Origin of the sequence: Pseudomonas sp. NFX183, from assembly GCF_047943075.1 — a bacterium.
Taxonomy (GTDB): Bacteria; Pseudomonadota; Gammaproteobacteria; order Pseudomonadales; family Pseudomonadaceae; genus Aquipseudomonas.
In genome coordinates this window covers 4,137,023-4,152,308 of the sequence record NZ_CP181333.1, presented here as the reverse complement: position 1 = coordinate 4,152,308, position 15,286 = coordinate 4,137,023, and the positions used below count along the sequence as shown (strand labels likewise).

At 62.6% G+C, this 15,286-nt stretch carries 14 protein-coding genes; 11 read left to right on the top strand and 3 right to left on the bottom strand.

Annotation, left to right across the window (positions count from 1 at the left end; all coding sequences use genetic code 11):
• Positions 1-17: 17 nt before the first annotated feature.
• From ACM530_RS19430 to ACM530_RS19395, 8 genes are all read left to right on the top strand, one after another.
• Positions 18-1,796 carry an acyclic terpene utilization AtuA family protein gene (locus ACM530_RS19430; protein ID WP_416362913.1) on the top strand — a complete coding sequence of 593 codons (1,779 nt, stop codon included), beginning with the start codon at positions 18-20 and terminating at the stop codon, positions 1,794-1,796.
• A 13-nt stretch (positions 1,797-1,809) separates the two neighbouring features.
• Complete coding sequence (locus ACM530_RS19425; protein WP_416362912.1) at positions 1,810-2,682, top strand: SDR family oxidoreductase; 873 nt, start codon at positions 1,810-1,812, stop codon at positions 2,680-2,682.
• Positions 2,683-2,685: 3 nt separating this feature from the next.
• Positions 2,686-4,302: a geranyl-CoA carboxylase subunit beta gene (gene atuC / locus ACM530_RS19420; protein WP_416362911.1), complete on the top strand. Its 1,617-nt coding sequence runs from the start codon at positions 2,686-2,688 to the stop codon at positions 4,300-4,302.
• A gap of 15 nt (positions 4,303-4,317) precedes the next feature.
• A complete protein-coding gene (gene atuD, locus ACM530_RS19415) occupies positions 4,318-5,475 on the top strand; it encodes a citronellyl-CoA dehydrogenase (protein ID WP_145158837.1) in 1,158 nt (385 codons plus the stop codon).
• Entirely contained in the window at positions 5,472-6,239 is a 768-nt protein-coding gene (locus tag ACM530_RS19410; protein WP_369301239.1) for an enoyl-CoA hydratase/isomerase family protein, read from the top strand. The genes atuD and ACM530_RS19410 overlap by 4 nt, the downstream gene beginning before the upstream one ends.
• 108 nt (positions 6,240-6,347) lie before the next feature.
• Positions 6,348-8,276, top strand: a complete 1,929-nt coding sequence (locus tag ACM530_RS19405; protein ID WP_416362910.1) for an acetyl/propionyl/methylcrotonyl-CoA carboxylase subunit alpha — start codon at positions 6,348-6,350, stop codon at positions 8,274-8,276.
• A gap of 66 nt (positions 8,277-8,342) precedes the next feature.
• On the top strand, positions 8,343-8,885 hold the full coding sequence (locus ACM530_RS19400; RefSeq protein ID WP_119742324.1) for an exonuclease domain-containing protein: 543 nt from the start codon (positions 8,343-8,345) through the stop codon (positions 8,883-8,885).
• A 153-nt stretch (positions 8,886-9,038) separates the two neighbouring features.
• The gene (locus ACM530_RS19395; RefSeq protein WP_106576484.1) at positions 9,039-9,320 is read left to right on the top strand and encodes a pyrimidine/purine nucleoside phosphorylase; all 282 of its coding nucleotides are present in this window, start codon (positions 9,039-9,041) and stop codon (positions 9,318-9,320) included.
• 64 nt (positions 9,321-9,384) lie between these two features.
• Here ACM530_RS19395 and ACM530_RS19390 read toward each other — a convergent pair whose 3' ends face one another.
• Positions 9,385-10,191 carry an MOSC domain-containing protein gene (locus ACM530_RS19390; protein WP_416362909.1) on the bottom strand — a complete coding sequence of 269 codons (807 nt, stop codon included), beginning with the start codon at positions 10,189-10,191 and terminating at the stop codon, positions 9,385-9,387.
• A gap of 316 nt (positions 10,192-10,507) precedes the next feature.
• On the bottom strand, positions 10,508-11,443 hold the full coding sequence (locus ACM530_RS19385; protein ID WP_017134971.1) for a chemotaxis protein CheV: 936 nt from the start codon (positions 11,441-11,443) through the stop codon (positions 10,508-10,510).
• A 606-nt stretch (positions 11,444-12,049) separates the two neighbouring features.
• Here ACM530_RS19385 and ACM530_RS19380 point away from each other — a divergent pair.
• From ACM530_RS19380 to ACM530_RS19370, 3 genes are all read left to right on the top strand, one after another.
• The gene (locus tag ACM530_RS19380) at positions 12,050-12,499 is read left to right on the top strand and encodes a hypothetical protein (RefSeq protein WP_404484015.1); all 450 of its coding nucleotides are present in this window, start codon (positions 12,050-12,052) and stop codon (positions 12,497-12,499) included.
• Between the two features lie 351 nt (positions 12,500-12,850).
• Positions 12,851-13,744 carry a sensor histidine kinase gene (locus ACM530_RS19375; protein WP_369301244.1) on the top strand — a complete coding sequence of 298 codons (894 nt, stop codon included), beginning with the start codon at positions 12,851-12,853 and terminating at the stop codon, positions 13,742-13,744.
• The gene (locus tag ACM530_RS19370) at positions 13,741-14,400 is read left to right on the top strand and encodes a response regulator transcription factor (protein ID WP_242195599.1); all 660 of its coding nucleotides are present in this window, start codon (positions 13,741-13,743) and stop codon (positions 14,398-14,400) included. Before ACM530_RS19375 ends, ACM530_RS19370 begins: the two co-directional genes overlap by 4 nt.
• Here the strand turns inward: ACM530_RS19370 and yegS are convergent.
• Complete coding sequence (yegS, locus tag ACM530_RS19365) at positions 14,359-15,279, bottom strand: lipid kinase YegS (RefSeq protein ID WP_106576480.1); 921 nt, start codon at positions 15,277-15,279, stop codon at positions 14,359-14,361. The two genes, ACM530_RS19370 and yegS, sit on opposite strands and share 42 nt — an antisense overlap.
• Positions 15,280-15,286: the final 7 nt, after the last annotated feature.

Sequence of the window (15,286 nt, the reverse complement as noted above, 5' to 3'; positions counted from 1 at the left end):
TCGAGGACGGATTTCTCATGAGCAAGACGGTACGTATCGGCTGCGCCAGCGCCTTCTGGGGTGACACCTGCACCGCCGCCGCCCAGCTGGTGCACGGCGGCGCGCTGGATTACCTGGTGTTCGACTATTTGGCGGAAGTCACCCTGTCGATTCTTGCCGGCGCACGGATGAAAGACCCTCAGGCCGGCTACGCCACGGATTTCGTCGAAGTGCTCACGCCGCTGCTGGGCGACATCCAGCGCCAGGGCATCCGCGTGATCAGCAATGCCGGCGGCATCAACCCGCAAGCGTGCGCCGCCGCCCTGCAAGCGGCCTGCGACAAGGCGCAAATCCCGCTGAAAATCGCCGTGCTGCTGGGCGATGACCTGCAACCGCAGCTCAAGCACCTGCACGGCGTCAGCGATATGTTCAACGGCGCGCCGCTGCCACCGATGTGCGTGTCGGCCAACGCCTACCTCGGCGCGCCAGGCATTGCCAAGGCACTTGAGCTGGGCGCCGACATCGTGATCACCGGCCGCGTGGTCGACAGCGCCGTGGTCAGCGCCGCATTGGTGCACGAATTCAACTGGTCATGGCAGGACTATGACCATCTCGCCCAGGCTGCACTGGCCGGGCATATCATCGAATGCGGCGCACAGTGCACCGGCGGCAACTTCACCGATTGGCGTGACGTGCCGGACTACGAGCACATTGGTTTTCCCATCGTCGAGGTCAGCGCCGACGGCCAGTTCACCGTCAATAAAGTCGACGGCACGGGCGGGCTGATCAGCGAACTCAGCGTGGCCGAACAGTTGCTGTATGAAATCGGCGACCCGCGCGCCTACCTGCTGCCCGATGTGATCTGCGACTTCAGCCAGGTCAAACTGCAGCAGCAAGGCAAAAACCAAGTGCGCCTGCACGGCGCCAAAGGTTTGCCGCCCACCGATCAGTACAAAGTCAGCGCCACCTACCCGGACGGTTTTCGTTGCACCGCCAGCTGCCTGATCGCCGGGATCGACGCGGTGGCCAAGGCCGAGCGCGTCAGCCAGGCGATCATCAACAAGACCTCTCAACTGTTCAGCCAGCGCGGCTGGGCGCCTTACACCGAGGTCAACATCGAATTGCTCGGCAGCGAAGCCACCTACGGCGCGCACGCCCAGCGTCAGGATTGCCGCGAGGTGGTGGTGAAACTGGCAGTGCGGCACCCGAGCAAACAGGCGCTGGTGCTGTTCGCCCGCGAGATCGCCCAGGCAGCCACCGGCATGGCGCCGGGGTTAACCGGGATTGTTGGCGGCCGCCCGACGGTGTATCCGCTGATTCGGCTGTTTTCGTTCCTGATCGATAAATCATCCTGTGAGCTGGTGATCGACTTCCAAGGCCAGCGTCACGCCATTGAACTGCCCGCCTCTGCGCCACTGGTCACCCCGGCTGAGCCGATCGACCCGCCCAAGCCCCAGGGCCGCGCCGACGCCAGCGTGCCCCTGGTGAAACTGGCCGTCGCGCGCTCCGGCGACAAAGGCAACCACAGCAATATCGGCGTGATCGCCCGCCACCCCGACTACTTGCCGTGGATCGCCGAAGTGCTGACCCCGCAAGTGATCGTCGACTGGATGAGCCACGTGCTCGACCCCTTCCACGGCCGCGTCGAACGCTGGTACTTGCCCGGCAGCCACAGCCTGAATTTCCTGCTGGAAAACGCCTTGGGCGGCGGCGGTATCGCCAGCCTGCGCATCGACCCGCAGGGCAAAGCCTTCGCGCAGCAATTGCTGGAAATTCCCATCGCCGTGCCGCAACACATCGCCGATCAACTCAAATAAAAGGAGCGTTGCCGTGGCCTTCGACTCAATCTTCAAAGCCGACCTGTTCCACGGGCAAACCGTGATCGTCACCGGTGGCGGCAGTGGCATTGGCCGCTGCACCGCGCATGAACTCGCGGCCCTGGGCGCTCAAGTGATTCTGGTGGGGCGCAAACCGGAAAAACTGCAAACGGTGGCCGCGGAAATTGCCGAAGACGGCGGCACGGCCCATTGGCAGGCTTGCGATATTCGCGATGAAGACGCGGTGAAGGCGCTGGTCACGCAGATTATCCACGCACACGGGCCGATTCACGGGCTGGTGAACAACGCTGGCGGCCAATACCCGTCGCCCCTGGCCTCGATCAATCAAAAGGGCTTTGAAACCGTGCTGCGCACCAACCTGGTCGGCGGTTTCCTGATGGCGCGCGAAGTGTTCAACCAATCCATGAGCAAACACGGCGGCGCCATCGTCAACATGCTCGCCGACATGTGGGGCGGCATGCCCGGCATGGGCCACTCGGGCGCAGCGCGTTCGGGCATGGACAACTTCACCAAAACCGCTGCGTTCGAATGGGGCTACGCCGGGGTGCGCGTCAACGCCGTGGCGCCGGGCTGGATTGCCTCCAGCGGCATGGACACCTACGAAGGCGCCTTCAAGGCGGTGATCCCGACCCTGCGCGAGCACGTGCCGCTCAAGCGGATCGGCACCGAATCGGAGGTCAGCGCGGCCATCGTGTTCCTGCTCAGCCCCGCCGCCGCGTTCATCAGCGGCAGCACCTTGCGCATCGACGGCGCCGCCAGCCTGGGCAGCCGCGCCTGGCCGCTGCCCAAGGCGCAACCGCCGAGCGAGCCGTTCAATGGTTTCCACCGTGCCTACCTGCCCGATGTGCTCAAGGCGGAGCAATAAACCATGCCGGTGATTGAAAGCTTGATCGACGCCCACAGCCCGCAGTTCGCGCAAAACCGCGAGGCGATGCTGGCCGCCATCGCGCAGTTGCGCCAGCTGGAGCACGCCCTGCTCAGCAAGGCGCAGGAAGCCAAAGCCAAGTTCGACACGCGCGGCCAACTGCTGCCCCGCGAGCGCCTCAACCTGCTGCTGGACCCCGGCGCGCCGTTCCTGGAACTGGCCAGCCTGGCCGGCTACAAACTCCACGACGACAAAGACGGCAGCGCAGCCGGCGGCGGTTTGATCGCCGGCATCGGCTACGTCAGTGGCGTGCGCATGTTGGTGGTGGCCAACAACAGTGCGATCAAGGGCGGCACCATTTCCCCCACGGGGCTGAAAAAATCCCTGCGCCTGCAACAGATCGCCATGGAAAACAAACTGCCGGTGGTGACGCTTGCCGAAAGCGGCGGTGCCAACCTCAACTACGCCGCCGAGATTTTCGTCGAGGGCGCCCGCAGCTTTGCCAACCAGGCGCGCATGTCGGCCATGGGCCTGCCGCAAATCACCGTGGTGCACGGCTCGGCCACGGCCGGCGGTGCATATCAGCCGGGGCTGTCGGATTACGTGGTGGTGGTGCGCGGCAAGGCCAAGCTGTTTCTCGCCGGACCGCCGCTGCTCAAGGCCGCCACCGGCGAAGTGGCCACCGATGAGGAACTCGGCGGCGCCCAGATGCACGCGCAAACCGCCGGCACCGCCGAATACCTGGCCGAAAACGACGCGGACGGCGTGCGCATCGTGCGCGAAATCGTCAGCCTGTTGCCTTGGGATGAGCGCCTGCCGCGTGCGCCAACACGCAGTTACACAGAACCGCTGTACCCCATCGAAGAGCTGCTGGGGCTGATCCCCGACGACCCGAAAAAACCCTACGACGTGCGCGAAATCCTCGCGCGCCTGGCCGACGGTTCCAACTTCCTCGAATTCAAGGGCGAGTTCGACGCCCACACCGTCTGCGGCCATTTGCACATCCAGGGCCGCGCCGTCGGCGTGATCGGCAATAACGGCCCGATCACGCCCAAAGGCGCGAGCAAGGCCGCGCAATTTATCCAGCTGTGCGACCAGAGCCGCACGCCGCTGCTGTTCCTGCACAACACCACCGGTTTCATGGTGGGCACCGAGTCAGAGCAACACGGCGTGATCAAGCACGGCGCGAAGATGATTCAGGCAGTGGCCAATGCGCGGGTGCCTAAACTCACGGTGGTGGTCGGCGGCTCCTACGGCGCCGGCAACTACGCCATGTGCGGCCGCGGCCTGGACCCGCGCTTTATCTTCGCCTGGCCCAACAGCCGCACGGCGGTGATGGGCGGCGCGCAGGCGGGCAAAGTGCTGCGCATCGTCACCGAGGCCAAGCAATTGAAGGAGGGTTTGGTGCCCGACCCCAAGGTGCTGGACATGCTCGAACAGGTCACCGCGCAGAAGCTCGACAGCCAGTCCACCGCGCTCTATGGCAGCGCGAATCTGTGGGACGACGGGCTGATCGACCCACGCGATACCCGCACGCTGCTGGGTTACCTGCTGGACATTTGCCATGAGGCCCAGAGGCGGCAGTTGCAGCCCAACAGTTTCGGTGTGGCGCGTTTCTAAAGGAGAACAACAACAATGATTTTTACCCAGGAACATCAGGAACTGCGCCGCACCGTGCGCGCCTTCGTCGATCGCGAGATCAACCCGCATGTGGACGAATGGGAAAAAGCCGGGCGCTTCCCCATTCACGAGATCTTTCGCAAGGCCGGTGACCTCGGCCTGCTGGGCATTTCCAAGCCGGAGCCATTCGGCGGCATGGGCCTGGATTACAGTTATTCCATTGTTGCGGCCGAAGAATTCGGCACCATCCGCTGCGGCGGCATCCCGATGTCCATCGGCGTGCAGACCGACATGTGCACCCCCGCCCTCGCCCGCTTTGGCAGCGATGAACTGCGCGACGAGTTCCTGCGCCCGGCTATCAGCGGCGAGCAGGTCGGCTGCATCGGCGTCTCGGAAACCGGCGCCGGCTCCGACGTCGCCGGGCTGAAAACCCACGCACGCAAAGACGGCGACGACTACGTGATCAACGGCAGCAAAATGTGGATCACCAACTCGCCCAGCGCCGACTTCATTTGCCTGCTGGCCAACACCTCCGACGACAAGCCGCACATCAACAAGTCGCTGATCATGGTGCCGATGAACACGCCGGGCATCAGCGTCAGCCCACCGCTGGAAAAACTCGGCATGCACAGCTCCGAGACTGCCCAGGTGTTCTTCGACGGTGTGCGCGTGCCGCAGCGCAATCGCATCGGCCACGAAGGGGCGGGTTTCATGATGCAAATGCTGCAGTTCCAGGAAGAACGCCTGTTTGGCGCGGCCAACATGATCAAGGGCCTGGAATACTGCATCGACAGCACCATTGAGTACTGCAAAGAACGCCAGACCTTCGGCAAAGCGCTGATCGACAACCAGGTCATTCACTTTCGCCTGGCCGAACTGGCCACTGAAATCGAATGCCTGCGCGCGCTGGTCTACCAGGCCACCGAGCAGTACATCAAAGGCCAGGACGTGACCCGCCTGGCGTCCATGGCCAAGCTCAAGGCCGGGCGCCTGGGCCGCGAGGTCAGCGACAGCTGCCTGCAATACTGGGGCGGCATGGGTTTTATGTGGGACAACCCGGTGGCCCGCGCCTACCGCGACGTGCGGCTGGTGTCGATTGGCGGCGGCGCTGACGAAATCATGCTGGGCATCATCTGCAAACTGATGGGCACCCTGCCTGGGAAAAAATCATGAATACCCTGCTGCTCGAACCGCATAACGGCGTGCTGCACATCACCCTCAATCGCCCGGCGCATCGCAATGCCATGAGCCTGGAGATGGTCAACGAACTGCGGGCGGTGTTGGCGCAGCTCGACAGCCAGGTGCGCGCGCTGGTGATCAGCGGCGCGGGCGGGCATTTCTGCGCGGGGGCGGATGTGAAAGACATGGTCACCGCCGGCGGCACGGCGCGGTTGCAGGCGCTGAACCGCGCGTTTGGCACCTTGCTGCAAGAAGTTGAGGCGGTGCCGCAAGTGGTGATCGTGGTGCTGCAAGGCGCCGTGCTGGGGGGCGGGTTTGGGCTGGCGTGTGTGAGTGACATTGCGATCGCCGATCACCAGGCGCGATTCGGCTTGCCGGAAACCAGCTTAGGCTTGTTGCCAGCGCAGATTGCGCCGTTTGTGGTCAAGCGGATTGGCCTGACCCAGGCGCGCCGGCTGGCGCTGACGGCGGCGCGGTTTGATGGGCTTGAGGCGCAGCGCTTGGGCGTGGTGCATTTTGCAGAGAGCGATGCGCAGGCATTGGCGCAGCGCCTGGATGAGGTGTTGGGACACGTGCTGCAGTGTGCGCCGGGCGCAAATGCGCGGACTAAAGCGCTGTTGCTGGCCAGTGCCGACGAGCCGCTTGAGGCGGTGCTGGATCGCGGGGCGCAGTGGTTTGCCGAGGCGGTGACGGGCGTGGAAGGAATAGAGGGGACGCAGGCTTTTGTGCAGAAGCGTAAGCCAGGTTGGTGCAAATGACGCCATCGCAGGCAACCCAGCTCCCACCGTTGAAACGCCTTTCAAGGTGGGAGCTGGCTTGCCTGCGATGGGGCCAGAACAAACACCCGATTACCCAGGGATAAACCAATGCCCCCATTCAGCAAAATCCTGATCGCCAACCGCGGCGAAATTGCCTGTCGCATCCAGCGCACCGCCCAGGCCCTGGGCTACCGCACTGTGGCCGTCTACAGCGATGCCGACGCCCAGGCCCTGCACGTGCAGATGGCCGACGAAGCCGTCAACATCGGCCCGGCGCTCGTCCAGCAGTCGTACCTCAACATCGCCGCCATTCTCAACGCAGCCAACATCACTGGCGCCGACGCCATCCACCCCGGCTATGGCTTTCTCTCCGAAAACGCCGACTTCGCCCGCGCCTGCCAACACGCGAACATCACCTTCATCGGCCCAAGCGTTGAGGCCATCGAACTGATGGGCAGCAAGCGCCTGTCCAAACTGGCCATGCTCGAGGCTGGCGTGCCGTGCATACCCGGTTACCAAGGCGGCCGCCAAGACGACGCCGGCCTGCAAGAGCAAGCCAAGCGCATTGGCTACCCCCTGATGATCAAGGCCAGCGCCGGCGGCGGCGGGCGCGGCATGCGCCTGGTGCACGACGCCAGCCAACTGCTCGACGCACTGCGCACCGCCCGCTCGGAAGCGATGAACGCCTTTGGCAGCGACGAACTGATCCTCGAGCGCGCGCTGATCGACCCGCGCCATGTCGAAATTCAACTGTTCGGCGACAGCCACGGCCAGCTCATCTACCTGGGCGAACGCGATTGCTCGATCCAGCGCCGCCACCAGAAAGTCATCGAGGAAGCCCCCTGCCCTGTGATGACCCCGCAACTGCGCCACGCCATGGGCGAAGCTGCGCTGAAGGCCGGGCGGGCGGTCAATTACGTGGGCGCCGGTACCGTGGAATTCCTGCTCGACCGCGACGGCCAATTCTATTTCCTGGAAATGAACACGCGCCTGCAAGTGGAGCACCCCGTTACCGAGCTGATCACCGGCCTCGACCTGGTGGCCTGGCAACTGCAAATCGCCGCCGGTGAACCGCTGCCACTCACACAGGCCGACGTGACCCTCAGCGGCCACGCCCTGGAAGTGCGCCTGTACGCCGAAGACCCGGCCCAGGGCTTTGTGCCGCAAACCGGTGACGTGCTGCGCTGGGAGCCTGCCGTCGGCGTGCGGACCGACCACGGCGTACTCGAAGGCCAGCGCATCAGCCCGTTCTACGACGCCATGCTCGGCAAGATCATCGCGCACGGCGCCACCCGTGAAGAAGCCCGGCGCAAGCTGCTGCGAGCAGTCCAAGACACGGTATTGCTGGGCGTAACGACCAACCAGCGATTGCTCGCCGATCTGCTTGAACACCCGGACTTTATCGCCGGCGATTTCAGCACCGGATTCATCGCCGCGCACTTCAGTGACATTCCCCGCCAGGCAGCCACGGATGAACAGATCGCCCTGGCCGCCTTGCTGTTTTATCAACACAGCGCCGGTACCTACTCCCCAGGTTTAACGGGCTGGCGCAACAACGCCAGCGTGCCTTGGACTTATCGGCTGGATATTAACGACGCACCCCGCGAGGTCGCCGTGAGCGTTTTGCACGCCAACCACCTGCAGGCCAACGGCATCGACATTCGCAACCTCAGTACCGACGGCCGTCGGGCCACGCTGGAGATCAACGGCGTGCGCCGCCGCGTCGCCTATCACCTCGACGATACCCAGCTCTGGCTGCCCGGCGTGCGGGTGATCAACCGTACCCAGCAGGTCGCCAGCCGCCAGGCCGATGCCGGCAGCGGCACCGTCAAGGCGCCGATGGACGGTGCCATTGTTGATATTCGGGTCAGCGCCGGTCAGCGTGTCAGCCAGGGCCAGCTGCTGCTGGTGCTCGAAGCGATGAAGATGGAGCATCCGCTGACGGCCGGCATCGACGGCGTGATCAAAAGCGTACAGGTGATTGCAGGCGCTCAGGTGCGCAACCGCCAGGTTTTACTGGAGATCGAAAAGCCCTAGGCGGAACTACAAGGCCCGGCTACGCTCTATCCCCATCAGGAAGGGACGAGTACGGGAACCTGCGCGATGCCTCATTGGCTGATTATTGACCTTGAAGCCACAACGGATGAAGGCGGCTGGCCCGTGACGGAGATGGAAGTCATCGAGATCGGCGCGAGCCTGGTGAACCGCCAAGGCCGTGAACTGGATCACTTCCAGCGCTTTGTGCGGCCGCTGCGTCGGCCGTTGCTGACGCCGTTCTGCCGACAGCTCACCCACATCACCCAGGCCAACATCGACGCCGCTGCGCCGATGACCGACGTGTGGCCACTCTTCGAACGCTGGCTGGGCCAACATCACACGCGCCTGGAAGGCTGGGCCAGCTGGGGCGACTACGATCGCAAGCAGCTTGAACTCGAATGGCAACGCCATGGCCTGGCCAGCGCGCTCGCACAAACGCCGCATGTGAACCTCAAGCAGCGCTTTGCCAAGGCCCGGCGCCTGGATAAGCCGCTGGGTCTCAACGGCGCGCTGCAATTGGCGGGGATGCAGTTTCAGGGTCAGCAGCACCGGGCGCTGGAAGATGCGCGCAACACCGCGCGCCTGCTGCCATTGATTTTGCCGGTCTAGGCAGCGCGCAAAGGCTTGGGCATACTGGCCGGCCTTTTCCAATATCCTGCTGTTCTGTAGGAGCCGGCGTGCCGGTAATGGCGTGCGCCTGAGCGAAGCCAGGCACGTCCATACGGAGCAGCAAGCCTTAATCCACTTTTCGAGGATTCACCCATGTTTAAAGTCAACGAATACTTCGACGGCACCGTCAAGTCGATCGCTTTCGGCACCGCAGAAGGTCCGGCGACCATCGGCGTAATGGCACCGGGTGAATACGAATTCGGCACCGCCCAGCGTGAAATCATGCACGTGGTGTCTGGCGCCCTGACCGTGAAACTGCCCGACGCCGACTGGGAAACCTTCGCTGCCGGCAGCCAGTTCAACGTACCGGCCAACAGCAAGTTCCAGCTGAAGGTCGCGGTAGACACTGCTTACCTGTGCGAATACCGCGGCTAAGGGTTGCACCGGTCAAAAAAATGCCCGTCTCGCAGGAGACGGGCATTTTTTATGCGCGAACGTGTTACTCGATGACGGTCACCGGCATGCCCACTTCCAGACGGCCGAGGTCATCGTTGACCAGGTTCTGGCCGAACAGGGCGCCGTGTTCCGTCTTGCGATAGGCATCGAGCGTGGCGAAGGGTTCGCGATCGGCGCTGCGTTCGCCGGTCGCCGGGTCGATCGTGGTGAGGATGCAACGTGCGCAGGGCTTGACCACTCGGAACTCAACGTCGCCGATACGCAGGCGCTTCCAGCCGTCTTCGGCGTACGCTTGACTGCCTTCGATCACCAGATTGGGACGAAAACGCAGCATTTCCATGGGCCGGCCGACCTGCCGGGAAAGGTCGTCCACGGACGCCTGGCCGATCAACAACAGCGGGTAGCCGTCGGCAAACGCCACTTGGTCGTTATCTTTGCCGAAACCGGCCTCGGTGGTGCGTGCACGGGCCAGTGGCATCTGCACCAGCCGCGTGGCTTTGCCGATAAAGTCACTGACCCAGGCCGCCGCCGCATCGCCGGCATCCGGCACACGCAGGGTATCGCGCCAGATCGTCACCCCGCGCAGTTCGGCGTCGCTGCCGGGCAAGGCCACCTCCAGCGGCGCCATGCCTGGCGTGCTCAGGGTCAAGCCACCGGCGCTGTTCCACAACGCCGACAACTGGCTCATCTTCGCCACCGCCCGCTGCGTCAGAAATCGCCCGCTGGCTGCGTCCACCAACATCCAGCGTCGATCCCCGTCCAGCCCGAGTTGATCCAGACCGATCTGCTGCAAGGCTTCGGCCTTGCCGGACTTCAAGGGATAACGGTACAACGCGCTGAGACGAAGCATGAGCCTGCGTTCCTGAGGGGACAAAGCGCCACCCTATAGCAGGCAGCCCCCGGAATCAAAGGACGACGCCCCCACAGCCAACAAGCAGGTGCAACGCGCAGACTCAGCGTGGCAGCAGATGTATTACGGCGAGCGGGCTCTTTGTGGCGAGCGGGCTTGCCCCGCGTTGGGCTGCGAAGCAGCCCCAGAACCAGACGCCGCAGTTCTACTGAGACACCGCTGCGTCCTCATGGGGCCGCTGCGCAGCCCAACGCAGGGCAAGCCTGCTCGCCACAAAGAGCCAACTCGCCCAACTACAGCTTCCCCTTAAAGACAATCAGGCCGGCACTTCATCCAGCATCAGGCGTTGGCGCACCACATCCACCAGCTTGTCGGGCTGGAATTTGGACAGGAAGTTATCGCAACCGACCTTTTTCACCATCGAGTCGTTGAAACTGCCCGACAGCGAGGTGTGCAGCACCACGTAAAGCCCACGCAGGCGCGGATCGTTGCGGATTTCGGTGGTCAGGCGGTAGCCGTCCATCTCCGGCATTTCGGCGTCGGTAAAGATCATCAGCAGTTTGTCGGTCATCACCTGGCCGCTGTCGGCCCAGGCCTTGAGCATGTTCAGCGCCTTGAGGCCATCACTGGCGATGTGCATTTTCACCCCAAGCTGGCCAAGGGTGTCGCGCAGTTGCGACAGGGCCACATTGGAGTCGTCCACCAGCAGCACTTCGCGGCCACGGGCGCGCTCCAGCACCGGGTCTTCGAGTTTCTCGCGGGAGACCTTGGCGTTGTACGGCACGATTTCGGCGAGGACTTTTTCCACGTCGATAATTTCCACCAACTGGTCATCGACCTTGCTGATGGCGGTGAGGTAATGCTGGCGACCGGCGCTGGCCGGTGGCGGCAGGATGGCTTCCCAGTTCATGTTGACGATGCGGTCCACACCGCCCACCAGGAACGCCTGCACCGAGCGGTTGTACTCGGTGACGATAATCGTGCTGTTGGGCCCCGGCACCAGCGGACGCATGCCAATCGCCTGCGACAGGTCGATCACCGGCAGGGTCTGGCCGCGCAGGTTGACCACGCCACACACAAACGGATGACGCTGGGGCATCAGGGTCAGCTTGGGCAACTGCAGGACTTCCTGCACCTTGAACACGTTGATCGCGAACAGCTGCCGCCCGGCCAGGCGAAACATGAGAATCTCCAGGCGATTCTCACCCACCAGTTGCGTGCGTTGATCTACCGTGTCGAGAATGCCGGCCATTAAAAGCTCCTGATGTGGTGTGTGTGCGGCTGGTTCAGCGGGTCGGGTATCGCGACCCTGCCGACCAACGCGCCGTCTTTGAATTCTTCGCGAGCATGCTTGCGTCTATGCTCGTTATCGGCGGCGATCGCCAGAGCTTGACCCCGGTAAAATGCCACGTAAATTCATTGATGTCACACTGACATCATGGTTTACTGCAACGGCCTCTTCAAATGGCACTGCAGCAACGTCGCGCGACCTTCAAATCGACGTGAGGTTCCGCTGCGTAAGGGAATCCCCTATACACAATCAGGCCTAACCTGATATTCGCGATATCTAATAGCCATTAATGTGACGCCATTCTCATTGCATGAATGGAGTCAGGCTTTTGTTTGCCATCCCAAGCCCTCGGCCCACGGGTCTTTCAGAGATTGCCGTGGCGGCATCCAAAGTTGTGCAAGCGACCCGAATGACCAGGGCCACTCTCGGCTACCGTGATCATTCTAATAACGGTCCTACTCGAATTTCGGAAGCGGGCTACAGATTTCAGTCATATTTCAGCGGTAGGTTTACGCCATTCACCCGGTGCGGCATCTCATCACCCGAGCTTATGTTGCGGAGACATGCATGATGAATAACGCAAACGAATGGCAAACTGCACTTCCCGAATTCCTGCTTGAGGCCGAGATGCTGCTGGCCAAGTCGCAAGAGTGCTTGAACCACTTGCACCTGATTCGCAACGACAGCGATGCCATCGACTGCATGAAAATCAGTTTGAGCAAGCTGGCTGAAAAGGCCGAAGGCCTGGCCCTGCAGGCGATCAGCGAATTCTCTCGGCATATTCAAAACCTGATTGCCAATGCCGCCTGCCCCATGGAACTGCATGACCAGGCGCTGAACGCCTTGCACGACTGCCTGACATTACTGGCCTGGCAACTGGAGTTGATCGACACCCGCACCGGCGAACTGGCCCTGGATGAAAGCGAGCAAACTAAATTGATTGCGACAGTCACCTTGCAGATCCCGCAAAAAAACTTCGGTTATAAACCGCAGCAACGCTTACATCACACCTCATGAAGGGGTGAGAGGTCGTATTTAATCAGTGAGTTATCTAATAACGACAGCAACATATCAATTAGCCATCAGCGCTATAACTCTGCACACCCACTTCATTAATACAACGGCCTGCTGTTTCAACTCCGGGACCCTCTAACGCGCAGACTAGGGCCCTGAGTATTTATGCGTGGTTGTTAACCCCTCAGGCGAGTCGCCAGGCGACCAACGGTAATAGTGGTGGTACTATGCCCCGCTCGAAGTGAATCAACTTCATGATGTATAAAAGATGTTTCGGCACCGCATATCAAACAAAGCCCCGTCAGCCGCCGTGACCGGTCTTCCCGCAGCGAACCTTCATTGGCTCCATCCGCTATGTACGCCAGCTTAAAGTCACTCATCGCAAGATCCGTGTCCCGCAGCAATGCCCGCCGCATCGTTCTCGCCCTGTGCCTTTGCTCATTGCTGGTCAGCCTGTGGGCCTATACCCGTTCCGCGCCGTTGCCGTTATTGATCCCTTTGCTCAACCTGGCCACGTTGCTGGTGGTGGGCGTGCAACAGTGGCGCTCGCGCAAATCGATAAAATTCCAGCCGCAGGAATTGGCCGATCGCTTGCTGCAAGTACAGGAAAACGAACGGCATCGCCTCAGCCGCGAATTGCATGACGATATCGGCCAGTTGCTCACTGCCGCCAAGCTGCAAAGCGAATGGCTCAAGCGCCGCTTGCCGCCAGACCTGCAAAGCCAGTGCACGGTGCTGTGCAACACCTTGAATGAAACCCTGGCCAAAGTGCGCGACGTCTCGGCCATTCTCAACCCCAGGCAGCTGGCCAGCCTGGGGTTGGAAGCCAGCCTGCGCGCGCACCTGCTCAAGACCCTGGAAAACACCCCGGTGCACTGGAGCCTGGAATGCCAGCAACGGCTGACCGGTATTCCCGAAGAGATGGCCGTGGCGGCCTTTCGGATCACCCAGGAAGCGGTGACCAACATGCTTCGCCATGCCCAGGCGCACAACTTGCTGGTGCGCCTGCAACGCCTGCCCGAAGGCCTGTCGCTGATGATCTGCGATGACGGCCAGGGCTTCTCGCCTGCCATCAACCCCGGCCTGGAAGGCCAACGGGGCATGGCCGGCATGTCCGAGCGGATAGATCAGTTAGGGGGCACTTTGTCCGTCAACAGCCAGCCTGGCAAAGGGACCCGGATCGACGCACTTTTCCCCTGGGCGCCGCGCGCCCTCGAACGGGCCAGTTCCCCTAAGGTTCTCGAGTGACCTGCAATTTACTCCTGGTGGATGACCACGCACTGATTCGGGCCGGCGTACGCGCCCTGATCCAGGATATTCCCGGCTACACCGTGATCGGTGAAGCCAATGATGGTGCGCAGTTACTGGAAAAATTCAGTGCACTGCAGCCGGATATCGTGCTGCTGGACCTGTCGATGAAGCACGTCGGTGGCCTGGACGCATTGCAGCAACTCAAGGCGGCCTACCCCAAAAGCAAAGTGCTGATCCTGTCGATGCACACCGATCCGGAGCTGATCATGCGGGCGCTGGAGTCCGGCGCCCATGGCTACCTGCTCAAGGACACCACCGCCAACGAGCTGGAACACGCCCTGCTCGCCCTGCGCAACAACGAACGCTACCTGAGCCCGGCGATTGCCCACACCGTGATCAATCAGGCGCTGATCCGCAGCCAGGGTCCCACTTCCCCCGTCGCCCACAGCCACAACCTCACGGCGCGTCAGCTGGAAATCCTGCGCCTGATCGTGCGCGGCAAATCCACCCGGGAGATCGCTCACGGCCTGGGCCTGAGCATCAAGACCGTGGAGGCGCATCGCTCGCAAATCATGAAGCGCCTGCAGATATTCGACGTGGCGGGCCTGGTGCTATTCGCCGTTCGCGAGCAGATCATCAGCCTGGACGATTAGCGGCGAATTCAGCGGCAGGTGCACACGCAAGGCCTTGGGCAGTGCAGAGAACCGCAGGTCATCGCCTTTTAACGGTTCACCGTCCAGGTTGATGTACAGCCCTTCGGCCACCTTGATCTCGACCCACGGCAGGCGCGCGCGCACAAACATGTTGTCCAGGCCCCAGCCGTCGCTCATCAGGGTCATCAGCGTGCCAACCACCTCCTGAGGTGCCGGCAGAATGCTGATATCCAGCAAGCCGTCGTCGGCCAACGCGCCAGGGCACAGCACATGGCCGCCGCCCGCCTGGCGACCGTTGCCGATCCCCAGCGCGAGCAGGTCGCCCTTCCAATGAAAGCCCGGCCCTTCCAGCTCGCCATAGGCGGCCTTCAGTTCACTGAAACGCGTCAACCCGGTGAACAGGTACGCCGCGCCGCCGAGGACTTTTTTCAGGTCTTCGGAGGTGTTGGCCGTGACCTGGCTGCCAAACCCGCCGGTGGCCATATTGAGGAACATTTGCCCGCCGGCCTGGCCGAGGTCGATGGCCCTGGGCGGTACGTCCAGCAGCGCCAGCGCGTGCGCAGGCTGCAGCGGAACGCCGGCGGCGCGGGCAAAATCATTGGCGGTGCCCAACGGCATCAGCACCAGGCTGGCGTCGGTCTTGGCCAGCGCCATGGCTTCGGCCACATCACGCAAGGTGCCGTCGCCGCCGCCGGCGATCAGGTGGGTATAGCCGTCGGCCAGGGCCTCATTGACGATGCGCTGGGCGTCGCCGCCCTCCCAAGTGACCCGCACCGCCAGCTCCCAGCCCTGCTCACGACGGGCCTGCACGGCGGCGCGCACATCCTCGTTGAGGGCTTGCTTGCCGTGCAGGATCAACAGTGCCTTGGGGGTGGTCATGCGGGGA

Bases quoted from the DNA above. Each gene is read 5' to 3' on its own strand.
- ACM530_RS19430 (WP_416362913.1), top strand. From the start codon at position 18: ATGAGCAAGACGGTACGTATCGGCTGCGCCAGCGCCTTCTGGGGTGAC.
- atuC (WP_416362911.1), top strand. From the start codon at position 2,686: ATGCCGGTGATTGAAAGCTTGATCGACGCCCACAGCCCGCAGTTCGCG.
- atuD (WP_145158837.1), top strand. From the start codon at position 4,318: ATGATTTTTACCCAGGAACATCAGGAACTGCGCCGCACCGTGCGCGCC.
- ACM530_RS19410 (WP_369301239.1), top strand. From the start codon at position 5,472: ATGAATACCCTGCTGCTCGAACCGCATAACGGCGTGCTGCACATCACC.
- ACM530_RS19405 (WP_416362910.1), top strand. From the start codon at position 6,348: ATGCCCCCATTCAGCAAAATCCTGATCGCCAACCGCGGCGAAATTGCC.
- ACM530_RS19400 (WP_119742324.1), top strand. From the start codon at position 8,343: ATGCCTCATTGGCTGATTATTGACCTTGAAGCCACAACGGATGAAGGC.
- ACM530_RS19395 (WP_106576484.1), top strand. From the start codon at position 9,039: ATGTTTAAAGTCAACGAATACTTCGACGGCACCGTCAAGTCGATCGCT.
- ACM530_RS19390 (WP_416362909.1), bottom strand. From the start codon at position 10,191: ATGCTTCGTCTCAGCGCGTTGTACCGTTATCCCTTGAAGTCCGGCAAG.
- ACM530_RS19385 (WP_017134971.1), bottom strand. From the start codon at position 11,443: ATGGCCGGCATTCTCGACACGGTAGATCAACGCACGCAACTGGTGGGT.
- ACM530_RS19380 (WP_404484015.1), top strand. From the start codon at position 12,050: ATGATGAATAACGCAAACGAATGGCAAACTGCACTTCCCGAATTCCTG.
- ACM530_RS19375 (WP_369301244.1), top strand. From the start codon at position 12,851: ATGTACGCCAGCTTAAAGTCACTCATCGCAAGATCCGTGTCCCGCAGC.
- yegS (WP_106576480.1), bottom strand. From the start codon at position 15,279: ATGACCACCCCCAAGGCACTGTTGATCCTGCACGGCAAGCAAGCCCTC.